Origin of the sequence: Streptomyces antibioticus (genome assembly GCF_002019855.1) — a bacterium.
Taxonomy (GTDB): Bacteria; Actinomycetota; Actinomycetes; order Streptomycetales; family Streptomycetaceae; genus Streptomyces; species Streptomyces antibioticus_B.
In genome coordinates this window covers 2576212-2597330 of sequence record NZ_CM007717.1, presented here as the reverse complement: position 1 = coordinate 2597330, position 21119 = coordinate 2576212, and the positions used below count along the sequence as shown (strand labels likewise).

General features: G+C 72.6%; 22 protein-coding genes. 6 read left to right on the top strand and 16 right to left on the bottom strand.

Going from position 1 to position 21119, the window contains the following annotated elements:
* Nucleotides 1-15: 15 nt before the first annotated feature.
* The 5 genes from AFM16_RS11595 to AFM16_RS11575 all read right to left on the bottom strand — a co-directional run bounded on the left by AFM16_RS11595 (nucleotide 16) and on the right by AFM16_RS11575 (nucleotide 4824).
* A complete protein-coding gene (locus AFM16_RS11595) occupies nucleotides 16-1056 on the bottom strand; it encodes an NAD-dependent epimerase/dehydratase family protein (protein WP_078633240.1) in 1041 nt (346 codons plus the stop codon).
* Nucleotides 1057-1133: 77 nt separating this feature from the next.
* Nucleotides 1134-1706, bottom strand: a complete 573-nt coding sequence (locus AFM16_RS11590) for a winged helix-turn-helix domain-containing protein (protein ID WP_030794395.1) — start codon at nucleotides 1704-1706, stop codon at nucleotides 1134-1136.
* Nucleotides 1707-2077: 371 nt separating this feature from the next.
* Entirely contained in the window at nucleotides 2078-3109 is a 1032-nt protein-coding gene (gene glnII / locus AFM16_RS11585; protein ID WP_030794399.1) for a glutamine synthetase, read from the bottom strand.
* Between the two features lie 468 nt (nucleotides 3110-3577).
* Nucleotides 3578-4312 (bottom strand): SCO2207 family protein, encoded by a 735-nt coding sequence (locus AFM16_RS11580; protein WP_078633239.1) that lies wholly within the window; start codon nucleotides 4310-4312, stop codon nucleotides 3578-3580.
* Nucleotides 4313-4464: 152 nt separating this feature from the next.
* On the bottom strand, nucleotides 4465-4824 hold the full coding sequence (locus AFM16_RS11575) for an arsenate reductase family protein (RefSeq protein ID WP_030794405.1): 360 nt from the start codon (nucleotides 4822-4824) through the stop codon (nucleotides 4465-4467).
* A 143-nt stretch (nucleotides 4825-4967) separates the two neighbouring features.
* Here AFM16_RS11575 and AFM16_RS11570 point away from each other — a divergent pair, with 143 nt between their 5' ends.
* On the top strand, nucleotides 4968-5282 hold the full coding sequence (locus AFM16_RS11570; RefSeq protein ID WP_078636907.1) for a hypothetical protein: 315 nt from the start codon (nucleotides 4968-4970) through the stop codon (nucleotides 5280-5282).
* Nucleotides 5283-5573: 291 nt separating this feature from the next.
* On the opposite strand, the gene AFM16_RS11560 is transcribed toward AFM16_RS11570, so the two are convergent.
* Nucleotides 5574-6782: a winged helix DNA-binding domain-containing protein gene (locus tag AFM16_RS11560; RefSeq protein ID WP_078633238.1), complete on the bottom strand. Its 1209-nt coding sequence runs from the start codon at nucleotides 6780-6782 to the stop codon at nucleotides 5574-5576.
* 352 nt (nucleotides 6783-7134) lie between these two features.
* Between AFM16_RS11560 and AFM16_RS11555 the strand changes: the two genes are divergently transcribed.
* Both AFM16_RS11555 and AFM16_RS11550 read left to right on the top strand, forming a co-directional pair.
* Entirely contained in the window at nucleotides 7135-8484 is a 1350-nt protein-coding gene (locus tag AFM16_RS11555) for a DUF2252 domain-containing protein (protein WP_030794411.1), read from the top strand.
* Between the two features lie 68 nt (nucleotides 8485-8552).
* Nucleotides 8553-8831 carry a hypothetical protein gene (locus AFM16_RS11550; RefSeq protein ID WP_030794414.1) on the top strand — a complete coding sequence of 93 codons (279 nt, stop codon included), beginning with the start codon at nucleotides 8553-8555 and terminating at the stop codon, nucleotides 8829-8831.
* 23 nt (nucleotides 8832-8854) lie between these two features.
* Here AFM16_RS11550 and pspAB read toward each other — a convergent pair whose 3' ends face one another.
* From pspAB to glnA, 4 genes are all read right to left on the bottom strand, one after another.
* Nucleotides 8855-9439, bottom strand: a complete 585-nt coding sequence (gene pspAB / locus AFM16_RS11545; protein ID WP_030794417.1) for a PspA-associated protein PspAB — start codon at nucleotides 9437-9439, stop codon at nucleotides 8855-8857.
* Between the two features lie 2 nt (nucleotides 9440-9441).
* A complete protein-coding gene (htpX, locus tag AFM16_RS11540; protein ID WP_078636906.1) occupies nucleotides 9442-10362 on the bottom strand; it encodes a zinc metalloprotease HtpX in 921 nt (306 codons plus the stop codon).
* Between the two features lie 128 nt (nucleotides 10363-10490).
* Nucleotides 10491-10748 carry an SCO2583/SCO2584 N-terminal domain-containing protein gene (locus AFM16_RS11535; RefSeq protein ID WP_078633237.1) on the bottom strand — a complete coding sequence of 86 codons (258 nt, stop codon included), beginning with the start codon at nucleotides 10746-10748 and terminating at the stop codon, nucleotides 10491-10493.
* Nucleotides 10749-10853: 105 nt separating this feature from the next.
* The gene (gene glnA / locus AFM16_RS11530) at nucleotides 10854-12263 is read right to left on the bottom strand and encodes a type I glutamate--ammonia ligase (protein ID WP_030794427.1); all 1410 of its coding nucleotides are present in this window, start codon (nucleotides 12261-12263) and stop codon (nucleotides 10854-10856) included.
* Nucleotides 12264-12472: 209 nt separating this feature from the next.
* Between glnA and AFM16_RS11525 the strand changes: the two genes are divergently transcribed.
* Nucleotides 12473-12940: an RDD family protein gene (locus AFM16_RS11525; protein ID WP_030794429.1), complete on the top strand. Its 468-nt coding sequence runs from the start codon at nucleotides 12473-12475 to the stop codon at nucleotides 12938-12940.
* A gap of 121 nt (nucleotides 12941-13061) precedes the next feature.
* Here AFM16_RS11525 and AFM16_RS11520 read toward each other — a convergent pair whose 3' ends face one another.
* From AFM16_RS11520 to lipB, 4 genes are all read right to left on the bottom strand, one after another.
* Entirely contained in the window at nucleotides 13062-13763 is a 702-nt protein-coding gene (locus tag AFM16_RS11520) for a DUF4191 domain-containing protein (RefSeq protein WP_030794432.1), read from the bottom strand.
* Nucleotides 13764-13842: 79 nt separating this feature from the next.
* A complete protein-coding gene (locus AFM16_RS11515; protein WP_030794435.1) occupies nucleotides 13843-14043 on the bottom strand; it encodes an SCO2195 family GlnR-regulated protein in 201 nt (66 codons plus the stop codon).
* A gap of 310 nt (nucleotides 14044-14353) precedes the next feature.
* Nucleotides 14354-15319: a lipoyl synthase gene (gene lipA, locus AFM16_RS11510; RefSeq protein WP_078633236.1), complete on the bottom strand. Its 966-nt coding sequence runs from the start codon at nucleotides 15317-15319 to the stop codon at nucleotides 14354-14356.
* A gap of 74 nt (nucleotides 15320-15393) precedes the next feature.
* Nucleotides 15394-16410 (bottom strand): lipoyl(octanoyl) transferase LipB, encoded by a 1017-nt coding sequence (lipB, locus tag AFM16_RS11505; RefSeq protein ID WP_256861274.1) that lies wholly within the window; start codon nucleotides 16408-16410, stop codon nucleotides 15394-15396.
* Nucleotides 16411-16466: 56 nt separating this feature from the next.
* On the opposite strand from lipB, the gene AFM16_RS11500 reads away from it, so the two are divergent.
* Nucleotides 16467-17921 (top strand): NsdA family TPR-like regulatory protein, encoded by a 1455-nt coding sequence (locus tag AFM16_RS11500; RefSeq protein ID WP_078633235.1) that lies wholly within the window; start codon nucleotides 16467-16469, stop codon nucleotides 17919-17921.
* Between the two features lie 54 nt (nucleotides 17922-17975).
* On the opposite strand, the gene AFM16_RS11495 is transcribed toward AFM16_RS11500, so the two are convergent.
* Both AFM16_RS11495 and AFM16_RS11490 read right to left on the bottom strand, forming a co-directional pair.
* Nucleotides 17976-19391 carry an NAD(P)/FAD-dependent oxidoreductase gene (locus AFM16_RS11495; RefSeq protein ID WP_078633234.1) on the bottom strand — a complete coding sequence of 472 codons (1416 nt, stop codon included), beginning with the start codon at nucleotides 19389-19391 and terminating at the stop codon, nucleotides 17976-17978.
* Between the two features lie 191 nt (nucleotides 19392-19582).
* Nucleotides 19583-20482 carry a TIGR01777 family oxidoreductase gene (locus AFM16_RS11490; protein ID WP_078633233.1) on the bottom strand — a complete coding sequence of 300 codons (900 nt, stop codon included), beginning with the start codon at nucleotides 20480-20482 and terminating at the stop codon, nucleotides 19583-19585.
* A gap of 119 nt (nucleotides 20483-20601) precedes the next feature.
* On the opposite strand from AFM16_RS11490, the gene AFM16_RS11485 reads away from it, so the two are divergent.
* Nucleotides 20602-21117, top strand: coding sequence for a GNAT family N-acetyltransferase (locus tag AFM16_RS11485; protein ID WP_078633232.1), 516 nt, complete (start codon nucleotides 20602-20604; stop codon nucleotides 21115-21117).
* Nucleotides 21118-21119: the final 2 nt, after the last annotated feature.

Sequence of the window (21119 nt, the reverse complement as noted above, 5' to 3'; positions counted from 1 at the left end):
GCCCGAACCCCCCGGTCAGGGGGTGGTGCCAGATACACCCCCGACATTGTGCGTGCCGGCCAGCACCCGTGCCTCCACCTCCGGGTCCAGCCCCTTGACCGTACGGTCCGGGCGCTGCGGGGCGACCCCGCCGAGGGACTCCAGCCAGCGCCAGGTGTCGGCGACGGTCTCCTCGACCGGACGGCAGGACAGCCCCGCCGCCACGGCCCGTGACACGTCGGCCGAGTGCAGCGCGTCGTGCAGATCGCTGCCCGGCGGCACCCAGGCCGGGAGCTGGGTCCACGGCTCGATGCCCTCCTTGAGGACGATCTCCGGCTCGGTCCAGCGCAGTTCGGCCCCGGCGGCCGTGTCCGCGCCGGTGGCCCGCACGCACGCCTCCAGCAACGCGCCCATGGTGGCGTGTCCTTGGGGGCTGATCAGATTGAACGGCCCGCTCACCTCACGCTCCACCGCGCCGAGGATCCACTCGGCGAGGTCACGGACGTCGATGTACTGGAGGGGCAGTTCACGCGGACCGGGGGCGAGGACCGGGCCGCCGCGGGCGATCCGGTGGAGCCACCAGGGCAGCCGGCCGACGTTCTCGTACGGGCCGAGGATCAGCCCGGCCCGTACGAGCACGGAATGCTCCGCGCCGAACACGTCGACGGCGGCCAGTTCGCCGCCCCGCTTGTCGCGGGCGTAGTCGGTCGCGTCGGCGTCCGGCGCCGCGCCCTCGACCAGGGGCGCGTCCTCGGTGTACCCGGCGGGCGGGGCCCAGGCGTACACCGAGCAGCTCGACACGTACACGTACCGGCGGGCGCGGCCCCGCAGCAGCCGCGCCGCCTCGTGCACCGCCCGGGGCGCGGACGACCAGGTGTCCACGACCGCGTCCCACTCGGCCCCCGAGGGCAGGTCGATGCCCTCGGGCGCGGTCCGGTCGCCGATCAGGGTCCGGGTTCCGGGGACGGGTGCGTGCCGTCCCCGGTTCAGGACCGTGACGTCCCAGCCACGCCCGAGGGCCGTCTCGACGACGGCCCGTCCCACAAACTCCGTACCGCCCAGCACCAGAAGTCTCATGCCGGTGACTCTGCCCGGCCGGGCCGCGGAAGGGAACCGTGCTCTGCCCAGGGCAGAGCCGGGGGCCGTCCTGGGGGTCAGCGCCCGGTCGGCGGGGTGTACTTGTAGCCGACCCGGCGGACCGTCTGGATCGTCCGGCGGTGCTCCGCGCCCAGCTTGCGGCGCAGCCGGGCGACATGGACGTCGACCGTACGGCCGTCGCCGACATGGCCGTAGCCCCACACGGTGGTCACGAGCTGGTCGCGGGTGTGCACCCGGTTGGGGTGCGCCACCAGATGCGCGAGCAGCTCGAACTCCAGGTAGGTCAGGTCGAGTTCACGGCCGTCGACGGCGGCGGTGCGCTGCACGGTGTCGATCCGCACCAGCGGGTCGGCCGCGTCCGTACCGGGCCGGTCCGGCACGGCCACCGGGAGGAACGGCGGCTGCTGGTCGGCGGGGACGAGCACCAGGTAGCCGATCATCGGCGGCTGGCCGGGCAGGGTGGGCAGGGTGTGCTGCGGTGCGGGCAGCCAGGTGGCGCCCGGCGGCAGGAAGTCCGCGACGTCCACGACCTCGTCCCGGTCGACGGCACGCAGTCGGTGCCGGGCGGGAGCGGTCGGGGCGGGGGCGGGTGCCAGGGGAGCGGAGGAGAGAGAACGGGTGGTCGCCATGAGAGGTCAGCTCTTTCGCGCGAGAAAGTTCGTCGGAGAGGACGACGGCCGCGATTCGTGGTCGGGCTCGCCGAGGGACGTACGTCGTGCGCGCTGGCCGAAGGCCGGGGTGTACGGCTTTAGAGGGCCCGCGCGTTCCTCACGCGGCAACACACCCGGTCGAAATCGTGGTGCTGACGGGAAGGCCAGAACGGCTCGAGGTCGTGGCGACCCGTCGCGGTGTCCTTCTGGAAGCTGGCCATACCCTTATTGAAGCAGACACGCGCCCGTGACAGGACCCTCCTCTCACAGCTTGGACGAATCCTTGCGGAGGAACGCCGAAGGGGCGCCCGCCGATTCGGCGGGCGCCCCTTCGTGAGGTGCGGGGTGGATCAGACCTGGCCGGCCTTCTCCAGGGCGGCGCAGCAGGTGTCGACCAGCAGGCGGGTGACCACGTACGGGTCGACGTTGGCGTTGGGACGGCGGTCCTCGATGTAGCCCTTGCCGTCCTTCTCGACCTGCCACGGGATACGGACCGAGGCGCCGCGGTCGGAGACACCGTAGGAGTACTCGTTCCACGGGGCGGTCTCGTGCAGACCTGTCAGACGGTCGTCGATGCCGGCGCCGTAGTTCTTGACGTGGTCGAGCGGCTTGGAGCCCTCGCCGAGCGACTCGGCGGCGGTGATGATCGCGTCGTAGCCCTCGCGCATCGCCTTGGTGGAGAAGTTGGTGTGCGCGCCGGCGCCGTTCCAGTCGCCCTTGACCGGCTTGGGGTCGAGGGTGGCGGCGATGCCGAAGTCCTCGGCCGTGCGGTAGAGCAGCCAGCGGGCCACCCAGAGCTGGTCCGAGACCTCGAGCGGGGCGAGCGGGCCGACCTGGAACTCCCACTGGCCGGGCATGACCTCGGCGTTGATGCCGGAGATGCCGAGACCGGCGGCGAGGCAGTTCTCCAGGTGGGCCTCGACGACCTCACGGCCGAAGATCTCGTCGGCGCCGACACCGCAGTAGTAGCCGCCCTGGGGGGCCGGGAAGCCGCCCTTGGGGAAGCCCAGCGGGTAGCCGTCCTGGAAGAAGGTGTACTCCTGCTCGATGCCGAAGATCGGCTCCTGGGCGCCGTAGCGCGCCTCGACCTCGGCCAGCGCGGCACGGGTGTTGGACTCGTGCGGCGTCATGTCGATGTCGAGGACCTCGCACAGGACGAGGATGTCGTCGCCGCCGCGGATCGGGTCGGGGCAGGTGAAGACCGGCTTGAGGACACGGTCCGAGGAGTGGCCCTCGGCCTGGTTCGTGGAGGACCCGTCGAAGCCCCAGATCGGCAGCGCGTCCAGACCGACGGGCTCGCCCGTGATGATCTTGGTCTTGGAGCGGAGCTTGGCGGTCGGCTGGGTGCCGTCGATCCAGATGTACTCAGCCTTGAAGGTCACGGGCCACTTCCTTCGGGGTGTCTCTGACGCACTTGCGGGTGCTGCGGCGCTGCGGCACTGGGGCGCCGCCTTGTCTGCCCGGCAGACTGCCAACAGGCGATTTCCCGGTCATTGCTCGAATGTGAACCCCGTGTTACCTGGTGGTTCTGTGGTGCGAGTCACCGTGTGAGGGGTGCCGGGAGGCACCGGCGGGGCCGGTCCGGCACCGTTCGCGGAAGCACACTCGGGGCGGCCGGCGGCTCGTATGCGACGGGAATACGGGGGTGGGGGAGAGGGGGACGCGGGCGCGCGGGTGCGGGGCGGACACGCCGTCTGTTCCTCCTCGACCCCGGCCGTGCGGTCCTGTGGTGCTGTGGTCCGCCGGGTTCGAGACAGCGTGTCCGCCCCGCACATGCGGGCCCCGCCGCTCGTGGCCGCGAGCGGCGGGACCCTGTTCTCATCGTTCTCGTCGGCCGCCGGGGCCGGCGATCACCCCACCTTCTCGATCACGGCCCGGCGGATCAGGAACTTGCCGGGCTCGCGGACCTGCTCGAAGGCGGCGTTGTTGAGCAGCACGCAACTGCCCGACACCGAGGTCACCTCGACGGTCGTGGACTTGTTGTTGTCCAGGTTGGTGACCTTCAGCTTGGTCCCCGCCGGGAACTGGTTGCTGGAGGCCGCCGGGGCACCGCCCTCGCCGGAGAGCGTGACGGTCGAGCCGTTGCAGACCTGCTGGCCGGCGGCGGCACCGCCACCGTTGCCGGCGTTGCCAGCACCCGCGTCGTTACCGGCACCGGCACCGGCACCGGCGTTCCCCGCACCGGCCTCACCGGCGCCGTTGCCGGCGTTCCCGGCGCCCGCGCCGTTGCCCGCGTTGCCCGCAGGGGCCTCGGGCTGTGCCGCCTGGGAGCCCTGAGCCGACTCCCCAACGACGCACCCGGACGCCTTCTGCTGGACCTTGATCTGCGCGATGACGGCCTCGCGGTTGGCGATCCGCGCCTCCGACTGGGCGTCCGGAGCGGCCCGCTGGCCCTCGATGAACTTCTCGTTGTTGCCGAGGGCGGTGGCCAGCCCCTGACAGACGCTCGACTCGGCGGCCGTCTGCGCCGGCTGCGCGGCGTTCGAGGTGGCCGCCATGACAAACGCGCCGCCTCCCGCCACCGTCGCGGCACTCACCAGCAGGGCGAGCTTCTTCTTGGTGCTGAGGGTTCTCCTGCGCGACATCCGCGCCTCCTGAGCGGTAGGGAGCGTACGCCGGTATGTACGAGATACCGAACCGAGTTACTCAGCGGACACACAAGTCGGCTGTGGTGGCGTGCGTCACACGGCAACTCGGCGCCGGAGAACGGCCGTTGGCCACGGTGAATGACGGTCGGCTACCGCGACAACGCGTCCCGTACGGCCTCGTCGGTGCGGGCGACGACCGCCGTGCCGTCGTCGGCGGTGATGATCGGACGCTGGATGAGCTTGGGGTGCCCGGCGAGCGCAGCGATCCACCGGTCGCGCGAACCGGCGTCCCGCGCCCACTCCTTGAGCCCCAGCTCCTTGGCGACGGCCTCGCCGGTGCGGGTGATGTCCCACGGCTCCAGCCCGAGCCGGTCGAGGACGGCCCTGATCTCGTCCTCGCTCGGCACGTCCTCCAGATAGCGCCGGACCGTGTAGTCGGCCCCCTCCGCGTCGAGAAGGGTGAGGGCGCTGCGGCACTTGGAACAGGCGGGGTTGATCCAGATCTCCATGCCCCTCACGGTAGCGCCCGAAGGTGCCGAATGCCCTTGTGGCCAGGGGCTTTTGTCAGTGGGGGACGGTAGAATAGAAGCAGTGTTCGAGGGTTCCGCCGGACGTTCCGGACCGGGACCTTGACCGCGACAGGAGGATGCCCGTGCCCGCTGCCGCACTCCGTTCGAAGCCGCTGCCGACCCAGTCCACCGCGAACCACCCCGTCCAGCTCGACCTGCCGTACGTGCCCGTCGCGAAGCGGCCGCTGCCGCCCGGCCGGCCGCGTGAGTGGTACGCCACGCACAACCGCCGCCTCAAGGCGATGCGGCTCGCGATCGCCCTGCTCGACCTGGGCGTCTACCTGCCCGACCAGGCCCGCAACGAGAAGATCCGCAGCACGGCGGAACTGATCGGCATACACCCGCCGTCGGACACGACGTGTCACATGGTGCGGGCCCTGATGCGGTACTCCCGCTGACCCGACCCCGCCGGATGGCCGCCCCCCAGGGGGCGCCCCCCAGGGGGCGCCATCCGGCGGGGCGCCATCCGGCGGGGCGCCATCCGGCGGGGCGCCATCCGGCGGGGCGCCATCCGGCGGGGCGCCATCCGGCGGGGCGCCATCCGGCGGGGCGCCATCCGGCGGGGCGCCATCCGGCGGGGCGCCATCCGGCGGGGCGCCATCCGGCGGGGCGCCATCCGGCGGGGCGCCATGCCGCTCCCCCCGGGCGGCGCGTTTCTTACCGCGTCCAGCTCTGCCCGTCACCCCGTCTCACCGACCCAACTCCTTCTCCACCGGCGTCCGGAACCGCGGTGTCACCCGCGTGGTGCCGAGCCACGCCGTCAGGCGTTCCGCCTCCGACGCGATCGCCGTCTCCGCGTCGCGGCCGATGCCGCCCGCACCGTCCGCCCCCGTTCCCTCCCCGGTCAGGATCCGCCAGACGATCTCGCCGTCCGGACGCTGTGCCCAGCCGCCGACGATCCGGCCGTCCCACCACACCGTCGGACCGATGTTGCCGCTGTAGTCGAACAGGGCCGGCCGCAGCTCCGGGTCCAGATACCAGTCGCGGCCCTGCCAGCCCATCGCCGTGGGATCGAGCGCGGGCAGCAGCGCGGCCCACGGCTCCTGAGGCCCCGTCACCGGATCGCCGTCCTCCGCGAGGACGTACCCCGTGCCCTCGTCCAGTGACACGGCCCGCGCCCCGATCGCCGCCAGCGCCCGCCGTACGTCCGTGACCCGCCACCCCGTCCACCACTTGAGGTCCGCCTCCGTGGCCGGACCGCACGCCGCCAGCCAGTGGCGCAGCAGCTCCGCCTGGGCCTCGGCCGGGGGCAGTTCGGGATGCTCGGGGGCCAACGCCCAGCGGAACTGGCTCGACGTCCAGGAACCCAGCGGCCGCCCCCGGACCACCTTCCCCTCCACGCCCAGCACCCTCAGCAGCCGCGTCCCCACGGTGTGGACCCCCTCGTACGGCTTCCCGGCGGCGTACACGAACCGCTCCCGCAGCCGCGGCTCCGCCTCCGCCAGCTCGGACGCCGTGGCCTGGCCCAGCCGGCCCAGTGCCGCCAGCGCGCTCTCCTCGGTCTCCTTGAGCCACACCGCGTCCGGCGCGCCCGCCTTCGCCATGTCCTTGACCAGCGAGGCCCGCTCCCGCGCGGCCACGGCCAGCCCGGTCGAGGCGTGCACCACCGCCGTCAGCCCGGCCGGGAACGCGAACACGGTGTGCCGCATGCCGTGCATCCGCACCAGCGTCCGGTCCCCGTACAGCGCGCGGTCGGTCTCCGCGACGGTGCCCGCCGCGTCCGTCAGCCGGGCCCCCACCGCCAGATACACGGCCGCCGGGTCGCTGCCGTGCAGCGCGACCAGCGCGTCCGCCACCTCCTCGGGCGTCCCGGCCCGCGCCGCCGGGGCCAGCCGGTGCCGCAGTCCCAGCCGCGCCCGCCGCTCGTCCCCGCCGATGTACCGCACACCGTCACCCATCCCGGCCTCCGCCCGCCGTCCCCCGCCGGCCTTCGCCCGCGCTCCCTTCCGATACTCCCCGACGCCACTGACAACGGGACCGCCCGCGGGCCGTCCGCGTCACCCGTTCGCCGTATCCGGCATGCACACCACCCCCCGGGCCCACTTCACTGCCAACAGGAGGCGGTGCGACGGAGGGAGGACACGTGCAGGGACGACTCGTGCGGGGACGGCGCATGCAGGGCCGGCGAACGCGGGGGCGGCGCACGCCGGATCGACGCATTCAGGCACGGCGCACGCCGGATCGGCGCACGCCGGATCGGCGCACGCAGGCACGGCGCACGCAGGCACGGCGCACGCAGGGGCACCCCCGATGACCACCCCCGCGGAGCGGGCCCGGCGCGGCCGGGACGCGCGGGGGCGGATGCCCCGCTCCGGGCACGGACGCTGGCTGCCGTCCGTCGACCGGCCCGACCCCGTCGCCGTACTGGAGCGGCAGGGGCGGGACCGGCTGTCCGAGCTGCTGCCCGTCCGGTACGGGCGGATGACCTCGTCGCCGTCCGCCTTCCTGCGCGGTTCGGCCGCCGTGATGGCCGCCGACCTGGCCGCCCGCCCGCACACCGGGCTGACCGTGCAGCTCTGCGGCGACGCCCACCTGCTCAACTTCGGACTCTACGGCGCGCACTCCACCGCCCGCCGCACCCTGCACTTCGACCTCACCAACTTCGACGAGACCTTCCCCGGCCCCTTCGAGTGGGACGTCAAGCGGCTCGCCGTCTCCGTCGCCGTCGCCGCCCGCGCCAACGGCCACCCGGAACCCAAGGTGCGCCGCGCCGCCCTGGAGGCCGTCGCCGCCTACCGCACCGCCGTGCGCCGGCTCGCCGGGCTCGGCGAACTGGCGGTCTGGTACGACCGCGTCGACGCCGAACGCCTGCTGCCGCTGCTCCGCTCCGCGCACCGCCGGCACCGCGCCGGGGCGAGCCTCGCCCGGGCCCGCCGCCGCACCAGCCTCCCGGCGCTCGGCAAGCTCGCGGAGGTCGTCGACGGACGGCACCGCATCATCCAGGACCCGCCGCTCCTCCAGGCCGCCGGAGCCTCCGACAGCGCCGCCCTGCGCAAGATCTTCAGCGACTACCGCTCCACCCTCCCCGAGGAACGCCGGCTGCTCCTCGACCGCTACCGGTTCGTCGACGCGGCCCGCAAGGTCGTCGGCGTCGGCAGTGTCGGCCTGCGCTGCTTCGTCGTCCTGCTCGCCGGGCGCGACGCCGACGACCCGCTGTTCCTCCAGCTCAAGGAGGCCCGTACGTCCGTCCTGGAGGACCATCTGCCGACCGGCCCGTACACCCACCCCGGCCACCGGGTCGTCGCGGGCCAGCGTCTGCTCCAGGCGGCCGGCGACATCTTCCTGGGCTGGACGACCGGGCCGCAGGGGCGCGCCTACTACTGGCGGCAGCTCCGGGACGTCCAGGGCGCGGCGGACGTCGACGGCATGGACCCCGCCGACCTGCGCGCCTACGCCCGGCTGTGCGGCACCGCGCTGGCCCGCGCGCACGCCCGCTCCGGCGACCGGTTCGCCCTCGCCGGGTATCTCGGCCGCGCGGACACCTTCGACCGGGCCGTCGCCGAGTTCGCCCTCGCCTACGCCGACCAGAACGCCGCCGACCACGGCACCCTGAGGGCGGCGGTCGCGGCGGGGGTGGTCACGGCGGCGCCCGACGTCTGACACCGGCGGCCGCCCCGACGCCGAAAAGCGGATGCACTCTGCGTGACGGTGTCCCTACCCTCGATGTCATGGGCACCATCGTCTTGACCGGGACCGTGGTCCTGGTCCTCCTGGGATTCGGAAACCCCCTCTACTGGCTCGCCGCCGTGGCCCTGCTCCACCTGTACGTACGCCACGGACGCGGCCCGTCCACCACGGGCACGGGCACCGGCACCGGCACCACCAGCAAGGGCACCGGCGCCGCGACCGCGACCGGCGCCGCGCCGACGTCGTACAAGGCGTACCGCGACCGCCGTGACCAGCAGGCCAAGTGGGAGCGCCGCTACCGCCGCGAGCGCGGCCTGTAGGACCTGACCCGGCCCGTCGGGTCTCACAGGCCGGGCGCGCCCCACACCGGGAACCACCGGCTCAGATCGGGCTCCAGGCGAAGATCGTCCTCCAGGACCGCCTTCACCTGGAGTTCGAGGGCGTTGTCGCGCCGCTGCTCCGGCCCGGGCAGCGGCGCGAACGGATAGAACGTGCCGCGCTTGTAGAGGTACACCAGCGCCAGCGGACGGCCGCCGGTGTCGGTGAACCCGGCGAGCGAGCACAGCAGTTGCGGTCCGAAGCCGTTGACCTCCATCGCGCTGTTCACCGCGTGCAGGTCGTTGACCAGCAGGGACAGTTCGTCGGGGGAGCGGTGCGAGACCAGCCAGGAGTAGCCGTGCTCGTCGCGCAGCAGCCGTACCGGGGGACCGGTGCGGTCGGTGTCGGCGTCCAGGAGCGCCTGGACCTCGTGGTGCGTCTGCTCGAACGCGGCGCCCTCCACGGTCGCGAAGCAGACGGCGCCCCGCCCGGTCGGGGTGAACCCGGTCGCCGCCTCCAGCGTCACCGCCGCCGAGGGCAGTGCGAACAGCCGGTCCAGATCGGGCGCGACCGGTTTCGTACGGCCGAGCAGGATGTCCAGCAGCCCCATGGTCAGCCCGCCTTCCCGGGCTCGGCGGCCCGGCCCAGCTCGGCCGAGATCCTGCCGAGCTGGTCGAGCCGCTGCTGCAGGCTCGGGTGGGTGGAGAAGAGCCGGGAGAGACCGGGCTCGGCGCCCAGCGCCGGGGTGAAGTAGAAGGCGTTGAACGCCTGGGCCGTGCGCAGGTCCTTGGTGGGGATCCTGGCGATGTCCCCGGAGACCTTCGTCAGCGCGGAGGCCAGTGCCGAGGGCCGCCCGGTGAGCAGCGCGGCCGCCCGGTCCGCGGCCAGCTCCCGGTACCGGGACAGGGCCCTGATCAGCAGGAAGCTGATCGCGTACACGGCCGCCGACACCCCCATCACGGCCGCGAAGACCACCGCGGTGTTCTGGTCCCGGCGCCCGCCGCCGAAGAGCTGCGAGTAGAAGGCGAACCGGACGATCAGCCCGGCGATCACCCCGAGGAACGACGCGATCGTGATCACCGCGACGTCCTTGTGCGCCACGTGCGCCATCTCGTGCGCGAGGACGCCCTCCAGCTCGGCCGGTTCCAGCCGCCGCAGCAGGCCGGTCGTCACGCACACCACGGCGTTGTCGGCGTTGCGCCCGGTCGCGAACGCGTTCGGCATGTCCATATCCGACACGGCCACCACCGGCTTCGGCATGTCCGCCATCGCGCTGAGCCGGTCCACCACGGAGTGCAGCCCGGGATACTCCTCCCGCTCGACGACCCGCCCGCGCATCGCGAACAGCGCGATCCGGTCCGAGAACCAGAACTGGGCGCCCAGCATCCCCGCCACGACCACGACGACCAGCACCCATGACTTCAGAAACACGATCAACGCGACGACGAACGCCACGTAGAGCAGCCCCAGCAGAAACATCGTGACGGTCATCCGCACGGTCAACTGCCGGTCGCTCCGAAATCGACTCCGCATCTGCATCACCCCGCACCAAGGCCAGGCCCTACTGCCAGTGTGCACCGCCCCCACCCCATGAAGGGCCCCAGAGCGCCCCCACTCCCGGCAAAGCCCCGGCGGCGAGGCGAAAAATCAGTACGTCGACATCAGTACGGCGCCCGGAACCGCACATACCCCAGCAGCAGGATCACCGCCGCCACCACACCGAGCACGATCGTCGTCGACAGCCAGGACGATCGGCGGGGCGCGGACGGGCCGGGGTCGCCGCGGAACGGCACCGGGCGCGGCGGGTTCTCCTTCCAGCGGGCGGCCAGCATGCGGGCCCGCGCGGACGGCTCCTTGTGCTCGGCCCGGTCCGCCCAGCGGAGGTCGAACTCCCGTTCCTCGTCGTCCTGTTGAGCCATCGCCGTGCCCCGCTCCCCGTTACCGCGACTCGAACATCCGTACCTGTCACGATACGACGGTGCCCCCGCCCCGGGAAACCGGGACGGGGGCACCGTACGGGCCGATCACACGTCGAAGTACAGCTCGAACTCGTGCGGGTGCGGGCGGAGCTGGAGGGGGGCGATCTCGTTGTTGCGCTTGTAGTCGATCCACGTCTCGATCAGGTCGGACGTGAAGACGTCGCCGGCGAGCAGGAACTCGTGGTCCGCCTCCAGGCGGTCCAGGACGGCCGGGAGCGAGGTCGGGACCTGGGCGACGCCCGCGTGCTCCTCGGGGGCCAGCTCGTAGAGGTCCTTGTCGATCGGCTCGGCCGGCTCGATCTTGTTCTTGATGCCGTCGAGGCCCGCCAGCAGCAGCGCGGAGAAGGCCAGGTACGGGTTGCCGGAGGAGTCGGGCGCGCGGAACTCGACGCGCTTGGCCTTCGGGTTCGAGCCCGTGATCGGGATACGCATCGCCGCGGAGCGGTTGCGCTGCGAGTACACCAGGTTCACCGGCGCCTCGAAGCCCGGCACCAGACGGTGGTACGAGTTCACCGTCGGGTTGGTGAAGGCCAGCAGCGACGGGGCGTGCTTGAGGATGCCGCCGATGTAGTAGCGGGCCAGGTCCGACAGGCCCGCGTAACCGGCCTCGTCGTAGAACAGCGGGGAGCCGCCACTCCACAGCGACTGGTGGACATGCATGCCCGAGCCGTTGTCACCGAAGATCGGCTTCGGCATGAAGGTCGCGGTCTTGCCGTTGCGCCAGGCCACGTTCTTCACGATGTACTTGAAGAGCTGGAGGTCGTCGGCCGCGGCGAGCAGCGTGTTGAACTTGTAGTTGATCTCGGCCTGGCCGGCGGTGCCCACCTCGTGGTGCTGGCGCTCGACCTTGAGGCCGGACGCGGCCAGCTCCAGGGAGATCTCGGCACGCAGGTCGGCGAAGTGGTCGACCGGCGGGGTCGGGAAGTAGCCGCCCTTGTAGCGGACCTTGTAACCGCGGTTGTCCTCGATCGCACCGGTGTTCCAGGCGCCGGCCTCGGAGTCGATGTGGTAGAAGGACTCGTTCTCCGAGGTCTTGAACCGCACACTGTCGAACACGTAGAACTCGGCCTCGGGACCGAAGTACGCGGTGTCGGCGATACCGGTGGACGCCAGGTACGCCTCCGCCTTCTTCGCCACGTTGCGCGGGTCACGGGAGTACTGCTCGCCCGTGATCGGGTCGTGGATGAAGAAGTTGATGTTGAGCGTCTTGTCGCGGCGGAAGGGGTCCACACGCGCGGTCGACAGGTCGGCGCGCAGCGCCATGTCGGACTCGTGGATGGCCTGGAAACCGCGGATCGACGAACCGTCGAACGCCAGCTCCTCGTCCGGGTCGAACGCCTCGACGGGCAGCGAGAAGTGCTGCATGACGCCCGGCAGGTCGCAGAAGCGGACGTCGACGAACTTGACGTCCTCGTCCGCGATGAACTTCTTGGCTTCGTCGGCGTTCTGGAACATCCAGCTCCTCCTACTCCCGACCGCCCGGCCGGGGTGGTAGTTCGTTCGTGCGGCCAGTGCGGTGGCACACGCTCTGCCCGACCCTAGGGACGCGTGATTTCTCGGGCGTGACCCATTTGTTTCGCACAAGTTAACCGCCCGCCCCTCCACCGTAGCCCTGACACACCCCGCCGTCCCCCGCGCGTCGGGGCGCGCAGTACCGTGGTCGGGTGGACAACAGGCAAGCACTCGGATCGTGGCTCTCCGGACCCCGCGCGGCCATGGAGGACGCCGGTGCCGACTTCGGATACCGGGGGGAGCAGCTCGGTCTGCCGGAGCACGGACCGGGCTCCCTGGCCCGCCCCGGCCGGCGGCTCGGCGCCCTCGCGGTGGACTGGGGCCTGTGCCTCTTGATCGCATACAGCTTGATCACGGACGGCTACACGCCCTCCACCAGCAACTGGACCCTCCTGGTCTTCCTGGTGACGAGCCTGCTCACGGTCGGTACGGTCGGCTTCACCCCGGGCAAGCGGCTCTTCGGCGTGCGCGTGGTGTCCGCCGACACCGGCACCGTCAGCCCGCTGCGCTCCGCGCTCCGCTCGGTGCTGCTCTGCCTGGCGATCCCGGCCCTGATCTGGGACCGCGACGGCCGCGGCCTGCACGACCGGCTGGCCCGCACGGTCGAGGTCCGCATCTGAGACCGACCGCGACGCCGTGGTACGACGATGGCCCCGTGGTACGACGATGGCCGTGGTACGACGATGGGGGCGCCCGGATCACTCCGGGCGCCCCCATCGTCGTACCACGCAAGGTCGAGGGTCAGCGGGCCTTCGGGCCGCCCTTCGGCAGGCGCATGCCCTTGGGCATCGGCCCCTTCGGCAGCGGCATGTTGCTCATCAGGTCGCCCAGGGCGCGCAGCCGGTCGTTGGTCGCGGTCACCTGGGGGCCGGTCAGCACGCGCGGGTACTTCATCAGGGTCGTCCGCAGCTTCTTCAGCTCGGTCTGGCCCTCGCCGGTGCCCACGAGCACGTCGTGCACCGGGACGTCCGCGACGATGCGGTTCATCTTCTTCTTCTCGGCGGCCAGGAGGGTCTTGACCCGGTTCGGGTTGCCCTCGGCGACCAGCACGATGCCGGCCTTGCCGACCGCGCGGTGCACCACGTCCTGATTGCGGTTCATCGCCACCGCGGGGGTGGTCGTCCAGCCCCGGCCGATGTTGTCGAGGACGGCCGCGGCGGCGCCCGGCTGGCCCTCCATCTGGCCGAAGGCGGCCCGCTCGGCCCGGCGGCCGAACACGATCGCCGTCCCGAGGAACGCGAGCACGAAGCCCAGGATGCCCAGGTAGACCGGGTGGTCGATCAGGAAACCGATCGCGAGAAAGACACCGAAGATGATGAGAAAGACACCCGCGAGGATGAGACCGATCTTCTTGTCGGCCCTCCGGGTCATCTTGTACGTCAGGGCGATCTGCTTCAGTCGCCCGGTGTTCGCGGCCTCCGCCGCACTGTCACTTCTCGCCATGCCAGGAAGTCTACGTGGCCCGGGAAGTGCCGACGACGGCAGTGCCCGTCGGCCGGGAGCCGACGGCGGTGCCCGTCGGTCAGGAACGGACGGCGGTGACCGATTCGATGACGCGCTGCGTCTCGACCCGGTCCTTGGCACGACGGCGGTCCTCCAGCACGGAGGTCCACGCGTTGCGACGGGCGGTGCGCTGTCCGCTGCTCATGAGGAGCGACTCGACGGCGCGCAGGGCGGTGCTGAAGGACGGGATCGCGGTGGCGCGAACGGGCGCGGCCTGCATGGGAGAAGCCCCCTCGTACGGCGGTGGGTACGGGTCCGGTCGGTTCTACGTGGTGTGACACCAGCGTCACTGTTCGGTGTTACCAGGGCGTGACCGACCGGTCAAACGCCCATGAAGCCTTGTCACGGGGCCTTCGCGCGCCCGGGGACGACGACGCGGTCCCGACCGGGGCCCTCATCTGCGAGGACGGTCGGGACCGCGTCGTATCGGACAATACTGATCGGTAATATCTTGTGCGCGAGTTCACACGGGTGTCCCGCACTCGTACGGAGCAAGCGGGACGAAGGCTGTCGCCCAGGTCACACGGCAGTCACACGGCCTGAACGGCCACGAAGGCGCCGCGCTTCTCGATCGCCATCTGGTAGAGGCGCCCGGCGCGGTACGAGGAACGCACCAGCGGGCCCGACATCACGCCGGAGAAACCGATCTGCTCGGCCTCCTCCTTCAGCTCCACGAACTCCTGCGGCTTCACCCAGCGCTCCACCGGATGGTGGCGCACGGACGGACGCAGGTACTGGGTGATGGTGATCAGCTCGCAGCCCGCCTCGTGGAGCTGCTTCAGCGCCTCGCTGACCTCCTCACGGGTCTCGCCCATGCCGAGGATCAGGTTCGACTTGGTGACCAGGCCGTAGTCGCGGGCCTCGGTGATCACCTTCAGGGAGCGCTCGTAGCGGAAGCCGGGGCGGATCCGCTTGAAGATCCGCGGGACCGTCTCGACGTTGTGCGCGAAGACCTCGGGGCGGGAGGCGAAGACCTCGGCCAGCAGCTCCGGTACGGCGTTGAAGTCCGGGGCGAGCAGCTCGACCTTGGTGCGGCCGGCCTCACGGGCGGCGGTCTGCTCGTGGATCTGGCGGACCGTCTCGGCGTAGAGCCAGGCGCCGCCGTCCTCCAGGTCGTCGCGCGCGACGCCGGTGATGGTGGCGTAGTTCAGGTCCATGGTGACGACGGACTCGCCGACCCGGCGGGGTTCGTCACGGTCGAGCGCCTCGGGCTTGCCGGTGTCGATCTGGCAGAAGTCGCAGCGCCGGGTGCACTGGTCGCCGCCGATGAGGAAGGTGGCCTCGCGGTCCTCCCAGCACTCGTAGATGTTGGGGCAGCCGGCCTCCTGGCACACGGTGTGCAGGCCCTCGCTCTTCACGAGGTTCTGCATCTTCGTGTACTCGGGGCCCATTTTCGCCCGGGTCTTGATCCACTCGGGCTTGCGCTCGATGGGGGTCTGGCTGTTGCGGACCTCCAGGCGCAGCATCTTGCGTCCGTCGGGTGCGACTGCGGACACGACCGGCTCCCTAGCGATTGATTCTTCGGCGTGCTCCAGCGTACGCCCGTGGATTTGAAAGTCAGCCGCCCGTGTCAGGCCGCCGGTGTCTTCTCGGTTACTTTTTCGACCGCCTTCGGTTCGATCACCCTCGGCCGCAGCTCCGCGGTCGCCATGACCTCCGTCAGATGGCGCTCCACGACCGGCAGCACCTCGGCGATGGTGACGTCGCGGCCCAGTTCGTTCGCCAGGGACGCCACGCCCGCGTCGCGGATCCCGCACGGGATGATCCGGTCGAACCACTTGTTGTCGGGGTTCACGTTCAGCGCGAAGCCGTGCATCGTCACGCCCTTGGCCACCCGGATGCCGATGGCGGCGATCTTGCGGTCCTCGCGGCGCTGCCCGGCGTTGGAGGGGGCGTACTCCGGGCCGTTGAGCCGCGGGTCGAACTCCTCGTCGGTGAGCCGGGGGTCGAAGTCCAGGGAGAGGCCGCCGAGCGCGGGCCGTCGCTCCACCGGGTCGCCCAGCACCCAGACCCCGCTGCGGCCCTCGACCCGGGTGGTCTCCAGACCGAACTCCGCGCAGGTGCGGATCAGGGCCTCTTCGAGGCGCCGTACGTGCGCGACGACGTCGACCGGGCGCGGCAGCTTCTGGATGGGGTAGCCGACGAGCTGGCCCGGACCGTGCCAGGTGATCTTGCCGCCGCGGTCCACGTCGACCACCGGGGTGCCGTCGAGGGGGCGCTCGCTGTCGGCCGTGCGCCGGCCGGCCGTGTAGACGGGCGGATGTTCCAGGAGCAGCACGGTGTCGGGGATCTCGTCGGCGAACCGGGCCGCGTGCACCCGGCGCTGCTCGTCCCAGGCCACCTGGTACTCCACGGCCTCGGCTCCGAAACCCCTACGGACGAACCGCAACTCACTCACGGCAAGCGCCTCCCTGGACGTCGTAAGGCGCGTGACGCGCCAACGCCACTGTACGTCCGCGCGCTCCCCGTCAGCCCGGTGGTCGATTCTCACACGATCGGATGAATGAGCGTCGAGATGTGCGATCGGTTGGCTACGCTCAGCTACATTCGCGCCGTTCGCGAGGCCAAAAGGGCTGATCGCACCCATCAGGGCACTTCAACCGGGCACGTCAGAGGCCCGGGAGGCAGGAGACCGCACCGCAGATGACGGAACGACCCGCGCAGCGCACTCCCAACCGCCAGCTCGCCGCGCTCATCGCAGAAGCGGGCTTCTCCAACGCGGGACTGGCCCGTCGCGTCGATCAGCTCGGGCTGGAGCACGGGCTGGATCTCAGATACGACAAGACCTCCGTCACCCGGTGGCTGCGCGGGCAGCAGCCCCGGGGCACCACCCCGGCCCTGATCGCCGAGGTCTTCACCCGGCGCCTGGGCCGCCGGCTCACCGCCCAGGACCTCGGCCTGGACGCCTGCGCGCCCGTCTACGCGGGCCTGGAGTTCGCCGGCACCCCCGAGGAGGCCGTCGACATCGTCGGCGGGCTGTGGCGCAAGGACTCCGGCAGCCACGCCGAACTCCGCAAGATCGCCTTCACCCCGGCGGGCCTGGTGGTGCCGAGCCGCGACTGGCTGATCGGCCGGGCCGACGACAAGGTGGCCCGCGGCGAACCGCAGCCGCGGGTGCCCGTGCAGAACCGCCCGGCCCCCAAGGCGCCCCCGGCCGTCCCCCGGCAGCGCGGCACCGTCGAGCGCGGCCCCGGCCAGCGGGTCACCGGCGGCGACATCTCCGCGCTGCGCTCGGTCGGCGAGCTGTTCCGCACCCTCGACAACATGTACGGCGGCGGCCACGCCCGCCAGGCCCTCGTGCGCTACCTGGAGCACGAGTGCGAGCCCATGCTGCGCGGCACCTACGGCGAGCAGACCGGCCGCCGGCTCTTCGCGGCCACCGCCGACCTCACCCGGCTGGCCGGCTGGACCTCCTTCGACATCGCCGCGCACGGCCTCGCCCAGCGTTACTTCGTCCAGGCCCTGCGGCTCTCCCAGGCGGCGGGCGACCGGCCGTACGGCTCCTTCGTGCTGGTCACCATGAGCCGCCAGGCCGTCTACCTCGGCCACGGCCGGGAGGCCGTGCAGCTCGCGCGCGTGGCCCAGCAGGGCGTCGGCACCGGCGCCCCGCCCGTCGTCCAGGCGCTGCTGCACGCCGCCGAGGCGCGCGGGCACGGCGTACTCGGCGAGGTGCGCGCCTGCACGGCCGCCCTGGTGCGGGCCGAGCGCGCCCTGGAGGCGGCCCGCGCCGGGGACGAGGTGCCGCACTGGGCCCGGTTCTTCGACGAGGCGCAGCTCGCCGACGAGTTCGGGCACTGCCACCGCGACCTCCAGCAGTTCCGGGCCGCCGTCCAGCACGCCGAGCGCTCCCTCCAGTTGCGCCCGGCGGCCTACGCCCGCAGCCGGCTGTTCTGCCGGGTCGTGCTCGCCTCCGCCCGGCTGGGCCTCGGCGAGCTGGACCAGGCGTGCCAGCTCGCCGCCGAGGCGGCGGGACAGGCCGCGGAGATGCGGTCGGTCCGCGCCGTCGAGTACGTCAGGGACTTCGAACGGCGCCTGGAGCCGTACAAGGACGCGGCCCCGGCCCGCAGCTACCGGGACAAGGTGGCGGCCCTCGGCTGACCCGGAGGCGCGCCCACGCGCCCTGTACGGCCTGTACGGCGCCCTGCGCGCGTCCTACGCGGCCTGTACGGCGGCCGTCGCGGCGGTCCGCTCGGCGCCGGGCGCGGGGTCCGCGCGGTGCAGCGACCCCGTCGCCCCGAGGTCGGTCACGATCGCGGCCGCCGCCCGGTGCGCCGAGTGCAGCGCGCCCTGGACCGTGCTGGTGTCCCGGTGGTCGCCGCACACGTACAGGCCCGCCAGCAGCCGTACCGGACGCCGCGGGTCGTGCGGCGGCCGCATCGCGGGCACCGCCTCGGCGGTGTGCTGCACGGCGAGCGTCTCCCAGCGCGTGGTCGGCACCCCGTAGAGCCGCGACAGATGCATCCGTACGGCGGTGTCGACGCCGTCGGGCGGGGTGCCGAGGACCGTGGAGGAGATCAGCGCACGGCCCGCGGGCGCCCGGCTCGGGTCGACACCGCTGACCACGGCGGTGTGCGCGACCGGGCCGCCCCGGTCGGCGTCCAGCAGCAGCGAGGCGCCGGTCGGCGGCGGCTCGTCCGTGGTGTGGTGCAGGACCGTCACCGGGTGGAAGCCGGGCACCCGCAGGCCCGGCAGCAGCTCCGCCGCGGAGCGCGCGTCGGTGGCCACCAGGACGGCCCGGCAGCGGAACTCGCCGTGTTCGGCGGTGGTCACCGAGGTCGTGGAGACCGAGGTGACCCGCACGCCCGTGTGCACGGTGCCCGCGGGCAGGGTCCGCGCCAGCAGCTCCGGCACCACCTCGGCGCCGCCCTCCGGCAGACACAGCCGGCCCGCCGCGAACGACCGCAGCGCGAGGTCCGCGCACCGGCTGGAGGTGGCGAGGTCCGGGTCGCAGAGCAGCGCGGCCAGCAGCGGCCGCAGAAACCCGTCGAGCGTCCGGGCGGGCAGACCGCGCGCCGCGAGCGCCTCGGCGGCCGGGGACTCCGGGCGCCGCAGCAGCCGTTCGACGGAGGTGGCCGCGAGCCGGGTCAGCGCGGCGCCCAGCCGGGCCTGGTCCACCGCGGTGCCCAGCGGGGCGCCCGGCCGGACCCGGGGCGCCGGCACGGGCCCGGCGCCGGGGCGCGGCCGGGGCAGCGCGCCCGCCCGAGGGGCGCTCGCGAGGGCGCGTACGGCGTGGAGTGCGCCCCTTGCGCTCCCCGCGCCCGCCTGCGCGCCCGCGCGGTGGTGCCGTCCGTCGCTGTGCAGCAGCACCCCGGGGGCGAACGGGCGCAGGACGAGCCCCTCCAGCCCCGGGGTCAGGCCCAGTTCGGGCCACTCCGTGGACAGCAACTGTCCGATGCGGTCGAGCCGGAAGCCGTCGACCTTCTCGGTCGACATACGGCCGCCGACGTACGGGGCGGCCTCCAGGACTGCGGTCGTCACTCCTGCGCTGATGAGCCGATGCGCCGCGGCGAGACCGGCGACTCCGGCTCCCACGACGACGACGTCTGCCTGGTACGCGGGCTCAAGCACGTGCCCCTCCTCGAGGTTGCGCGGCCGGTGGAGACGTCATGCCCCCAACTGGCGTGTGGGATACCCGAGTTCGGGTCGAGGTTAGGGCCGGGACCGGTCGGGGACAGTCGCGCATGGACAGGGCACGGTCGCACGACGGTCGCACATGGCCGATTGCGGTCGCACCCGGTCGTACGGCCGCCCGGGTCCGTTCACGCCGCCCGGATCGCGTCCTCGATCCCCGGGAACGCGAAGACGAACCCCGACTCCAGGAGCCGCCTCGGCACCACCCGCGCGCTGCCCAGCACGTCCCCGGCCATCTCGCCCAGCGCCGCGCGCAGCACCGGGGCCGGCACCGCGAACACGGTCGGCCGGTGCAGCACCCGGCCCATCGCCTCGGTGATCTCACGGTTCGTCAGCGGCTCGGGCGCGGTCAGGTTGAAGGGGCCCGACAGATCGTCACGGTCCAGCAGATGCCGGATCGCGGCCACCTCGTCGTGCAGCGCGATGTACGACCAGTACTGGCGGCCGTCGCCCAGCCGTCCGCCGAGCCCGGCGCGGAAGAGCGGGAACAGCCGCCCCCACGCGCCGCCGTCGCGCGCCACCACCAGCCCGGTCCGGGTGAACACCGTGCGCACCCCGGCGTCCCGGGCCGGATCCGCGGCCGCCTCCCACTCCACGCACAGCTCCGGCAGGAACCCGCTCCCGGCGGGCGCGTCCTCGTCCACGACCCGGTCGCCGGTCTCGCCGTAGAAGCCCATCGCGCTGCCGTTCACCCACACCCGCGGCGGCTCGTCGAGCGCGGCGACGGCCTTCGCGAGGCCCGCCGTGGCGTGCACCCGGCTGTCGTGGATGCGCCGCTTGTAGGCGTCCGTCCAGCGCCGGTCCCCGACGCCGGCCCCCGCCAGATTGACCAGCGCGTCGCACCCGTCGAGCCCCGCCGCGTCCACGCGCCCCCGCTCGGGGTCCCACCGCACCTCCCGCTCGCCCCGCGGCGCATGCCGCACCAGCCGCACCACCTCGTGCCCGTCGGCGGCCAGCGACCGCACCAGAGCACCCCCGATCAGACCGGACGCCCCGGCCACCACGATCCGCCTACGCTCCTGAGCCATGAACCCATCCTGCCCACGCCCCACCGAAAGGCGCGCGAAGACCCGGCTGGACGCCTGACCAAGCTTCGCCGCCGAAAATCCCGGTAGGGATCCCGTACGCGCGTTCTAGGGTGGCGCGCATGTCCGGATCCAGTGCACCCAGTGCACCCAGCGCACCTCGTGTTCGTCCCGCTGTCCTCGCCGACGGTGATGTGCTCGCTCTCATCGACCGGGTCACCTGGTCGCCCCTGCACGCCGTCACACCGGAGCCGCAGCCGCCCTACGCCGACTTCTTCGACGCGCGGCATCCGCCCGAGGAGTACCTGGTCGCCGAGAGCGGCGGGCGGGTCGTGGGGTATGTGCGGCTCGGGCGGTCCACCCCGCTCGACTGCAACGCGCACGTCCGCCAGATCCAGGGCCTCGCCGTCGCCGACGAGGCGCGCGGCCGGGGCGTCGGGCGGGCGCTGGTCCGCGCGGCCGTCGAGGAGACCCGGCGGCGCGGCGCCCGCCGGCTCACGCTGCGCGTCCTCGGCCACAACGCCCCGGCCCGCCGGCTGTACGAATCCGAGGGGTTCGCCGTGGAGGGCGTCCTGCCGGGGGAGTTCCTGCTGGCCGGGGAGTACGTGGACGACGTGCTGATGGGGCGGGCGGTGTGACG

Bases quoted from the DNA above. Each gene is read 5' to 3' on its own strand.
- pspAB (WP_030794417.1), bottom strand. From the start codon at position 9,439: ATGGGGCTGCTGGACATCCTGCTCGGCCGTACGAAACCGGTCGCGCCC.
- AFM16_RS11555 (WP_030794411.1), top strand. From the start codon at position 7,135: ATGACCACCCCCGCGGAGCGGGCCCGGCGCGGCCGGGACGCGCGGGGG.
- htpX (WP_078636906.1), bottom strand. From the start codon at position 10,362: ATGCGGAGTCGATTTCGGAGCGACCGGCAGTTGACCGTGCGGATGACC.
- AFM16_RS11590 (WP_030794395.1), bottom strand. From the start codon at position 1,706: ATGGCGACCACCCGTTCTCTCTCCTCCGCTCCCCTGGCACCCGCCCCC.
- AFM16_RS11515 (WP_030794435.1), bottom strand. From the start codon at position 14,043: ATGCAGGCCGCGCCCGTTCGCGCCACCGCGATCCCGTCCTTCAGCACC.
- AFM16_RS11575 (WP_030794405.1), bottom strand. From the start codon at position 4,824: ATGGAGATCTGGATCAACCCCGCCTGTTCCAAGTGCCGCAGCGCCCTC.
- AFM16_RS11535 (WP_078633237.1), bottom strand. From the start codon at position 10,748: ATGGCTCAACAGGACGACGAGGAACGGGAGTTCGACCTCCGCTGGGCG.
- AFM16_RS11500 (WP_078633235.1), top strand. From the start codon at position 16,467: ATGACGGAACGACCCGCGCAGCGCACTCCCAACCGCCAGCTCGCCGCG.
- AFM16_RS11550 (WP_030794414.1), top strand. From the start codon at position 8,553: ATGGGCACCATCGTCTTGACCGGGACCGTGGTCCTGGTCCTCCTGGGA.
- lipB (WP_256861274.1), bottom strand. From the start codon at position 16,410: ATGGGTGCGATCAGCCCTTTTGGCCTCGCGAACGGCGCGAATGTAGCT.
- glnA (WP_030794427.1), bottom strand. From the start codon at position 12,263: ATGTTCCAGAACGCCGACGAAGCCAAGAAGTTCATCGCGGACGAGGAC.
- AFM16_RS11560 (WP_078633238.1), bottom strand. From the start codon at position 6,782: ATGGGTGACGGTGTGCGGTACATCGGCGGGGACGAGCGGCGGGCGCGG.
- AFM16_RS11520 (WP_030794432.1), bottom strand. From the start codon at position 13,763: ATGGCGAGAAGTGACAGTGCGGCGGAGGCCGCGAACACCGGGCGACTG.
- AFM16_RS11580 (WP_078633239.1), bottom strand. From the start codon at position 4,312: ATGTCGCGCAGGAGAACCCTCAGCACCAAGAAGAAGCTCGCCCTGCTG.
- AFM16_RS11485 (WP_078633232.1), top strand. From the start codon at position 20,602: ATGTCCGGATCCAGTGCACCCAGTGCACCCAGCGCACCTCGTGTTCGT.
- AFM16_RS11595 (WP_078633240.1), bottom strand. From the start codon at position 1,056: ATGAGACTTCTGGTGCTGGGCGGTACGGAGTTTGTGGGACGGGCCGTC.
- AFM16_RS11490 (WP_078633233.1), bottom strand. From the start codon at position 20,482: ATGGCTCAGGAGCGTAGGCGGATCGTGGTGGCCGGGGCGTCCGGTCTG.